The organism is Cupriavidus sp. HPC(L) (assembly GCF_000307735.3).
In the GTDB taxonomy this organism is placed as follows: domain Bacteria; phylum Pseudomonadota; class Gammaproteobacteria; order Burkholderiales; family Burkholderiaceae; genus Cupriavidus.
Window position 1 is genome coordinate 1 of record NZ_AMPR02000303.1, and the last position, 2,763, is coordinate 2,763.

General features: G+C 71.7%; 1 protein-coding gene and 1 pseudogene. Both read right to left on the reverse strand.

Annotation, left to right across the window (positions count from 1 at the left end; genetic code table 11):
- Positions 1–1,696 (reverse strand): tetratricopeptide repeat protein (locus tag B551_RS16190; RefSeq protein WP_023264545.1); only part of this gene is annotated, 1,696 nt, incomplete at its 3' end.
- Positions 1,678–2,748, reverse strand: a pseudogene (bcsZ, locus tag B551_RS16195) (cellulose synthase complex periplasmic endoglucanase BcsZ); the annotation flags it as partial. The pseudogene bcsZ and the gene B551_RS16190, both read right to left, overlap by 19 nt.
- Between the last annotated feature and the right edge of the window lie 15 nt (positions 2,749–2,763).

Sequence of the window (2,763 nt, forward strand, 5' to 3'; positions counted from 1 at the left end):
GCGCGGCCGCGGCATCCGGGTCGTCGACGGAATTCAGGTACAACGCGCTCGCATAGCGCATGTCGGCGTTCGGCGCGAGGCGCAGGCCTTCGTCCATGGTCTCGCGGCCCAGCGCCGGCAGCCCGAGATCGCGATAGGCCCGTGCCAGCGTGTAGCGTGTCCACGGTGCGTCGGGGGTCAGCCGCAGCGCTTCCTCGAGTCGGGCGATGGCCGGGCTCGCGCGGCGCTCGGCCAGCAGCTGGTCGGCCTGCCGCGTCAGCAGCTCGGCGCGCAGTTGGCGCAGCGTCTGCGCATTGGCCGGCGATGTCTGCAGGCGCGCCTCGGTGGCGGACAGCAGTGGATCGATCTCGGCCCCGCGGCCGTTGTTCTGCAGCAGCGTCACCAGCCGGCGCAGCGCGCCGGGGTCGGGCGTGCGGCCGGCGAGCTGCTGGCGCAGCAGCGTCTCGGCCTCGGCCTCACGCTGCTGCGCGACCAGCGCGTCGGCCAGGATCACCAGCGCATCGGCGTTGTCCGGTTGGCGAGCCAGCGCCTGTCGGGCCAGCGTTTCGGCTTCGCCGGGCTTGCCCTGCGTGCCGGCCAGCCGCGCACGGGCGATGGTGCCCCAGAACGTCGCGGTGTCCAGCAGGCTGCGCCATTTGTTGCGCTGCTCGGGATCGAGCTGCAGCGCGCGCGAAAACAGCGCGCGCGCCTCGTCGTGCCGGCCCTCGCGCAGCCGCACCAGCCCGAGGCCGCCGACCACCTCGGCATCGTTGCCGCGCGTGCGCATCGCCTGCTCGAAAGCCGCCTGCGCTTCGGCAAGATTGCCGCGCTCGAGCTGCCGCAGGCCCCGCTGGCGTGCCTGGTAGGCGGGATCGGCCAGCATGCGCCGATGCGCTTCGCGCTTGCGGTCGAGCTCGGCCAGCGTCTGCCGCGCGATGTCGTCGTCGGGCACTTCCTGCAGATAACGCTCGAACCAGACCGCGTAAGCCGGATCGTCGCTGACGCGATACAGCGTGCGGCGCCAGATATCGAGCGCGGTCTTGCGGTCGGCGTCGGTGCGCTGGCTCAGCCGATACAGCAGATCGAGACCTTCGGCGCGCGTGGCGGGGCGGTCGGTCAGCAGATCCCCCAGCACCAGCGCGAGGCGGGCGTCGTCTGGCCGCTGCGCCAACTGCCGGCGCAGTTCCGCGATCGCGCGCGGACGGCCCGCGTCGGTGCCGGCCAGGATGCGGTAGTAGTCGATTCCCAGCTCGCCCTGCGGCGGCCCGTCGGGAAACAGCTTCTGCAGGCGTTCGAGCGCTTCCTTCTCGTTGCCGCCGCGCGCGAGCATGCGCACCGTTGCCATTTCGCGCTTGTCCTGCGTGGCGATGCGATAGCTGTCCTCGAGCTCGCGCGTGGCCGGGTGCTTCGGATGGTGCTGGCGCAGGCGCTGCAGGATCCGTTGTGCTTCGGCAGGGCGGTTCGAACGCAGCTCGATCTGCGCCAGCAACAGCAGCGCATCGGGCTGCTGCGGCTCGATCGTCAGGATCTTGTCGAGCGCGCCGCGCGCCAGATCGGCGCGGTTCTTGGCCTCCCACATGCGCGCCGACGACAGCAGGCGCGCCAGCTCCGCGTTGATGGAAGGGGCGACGGCGGGCGCAGCGGCGGTCTGCGCGGTGGCCGGCAGCGCGGGAACGAGCAGCACCGCGGCGGCGGGGATCAGCGGCGAGCGGGGCATGTCGCGGTCCAGGCCGGCGTCAGCGCGCCATCGGCTTCGAAACGGTACAGGCCATCGAGATGGCCGAGCGCGAACAGCGCCAGCACCTGGCTGTAGTAGCCCAGCGGCTGTTCGGCGGCCAGCTTGCGCATCCGCTCCACCTGCCGCTGCGCGGCGCCAGCTTCGCCGAGCGCGGCCAGATACGGCGCGACCGCGGCGGAAAAGCCAGCATTGCCGGAGTTCGGCCCGACGGAGCCGGAGCGCGTATCGACGCGTTCGGGCGGGTGTCCCTGTGCGATGGTGTAGTCCGCCATCGGCCGATAGGTCTTCAGCAGCGGCGCGCGCAAGGGGTCCTGCGGCGACAGCATGCCGGCCCACAGATAGACGCGGATCGCGTTGTAGGCGCCTTCCGCCCGCGTCTGCTGGTCCGGACGGAAGCCCGGTTTGGCGCCGCCGTGATATTCGACCCAGTCCGGCGAAAAGCCGCGCGGCGCGGTATCGAGCAGCAGACGCGCCGAACTGGACAGCAACTGCGCCCATTCCGGCTGTTGCGGCCACAGCGTGGCGAAGCGGCGCATCAGCTGCGGCGGCACATAGCTCGGATTGAGCCGCCACAGCGTCGGCGAAGGATGAAAGCCCACCGGGCCGGGCAGCAGCGTGCGGCCCAGCCCCGGCAGCAGCGCGCTTTCACGCTGCAGCACCTGGCGCGCGATCACGGTGCCGAGCGCGGTGTAGCGGCGCTCCTGCCAGAGCCGGCCGGCCTCGAGCAGCGCATAGGCGATCCACAAATCGGCGTCGGAGGCGGGGTTGGTGTCGAGCACGCCCCAGCTTTCCGGCTTGCCGCCGGCCGCCTCGCGCTTGCCCCAGATCCACGCAGGCAGGCGCGAAGCGAGGTCGCCTTCGGCCAGGTTGTTCTCGGTCCAGGCCAGCAGCCGCTCGAACGTTGGCCGGTCGTTGGCGACCAGCGCGAAGAACAGCGCATAGGCCTGTCCCTCGGACACCGTGGTCTGCTGCGGCGTGCTGGCGTCGATCACGCGGCCGTCGGCGCTGACCGTGTCGCGCTTGAAGCTGTCCTAGGCGGGCCAGGG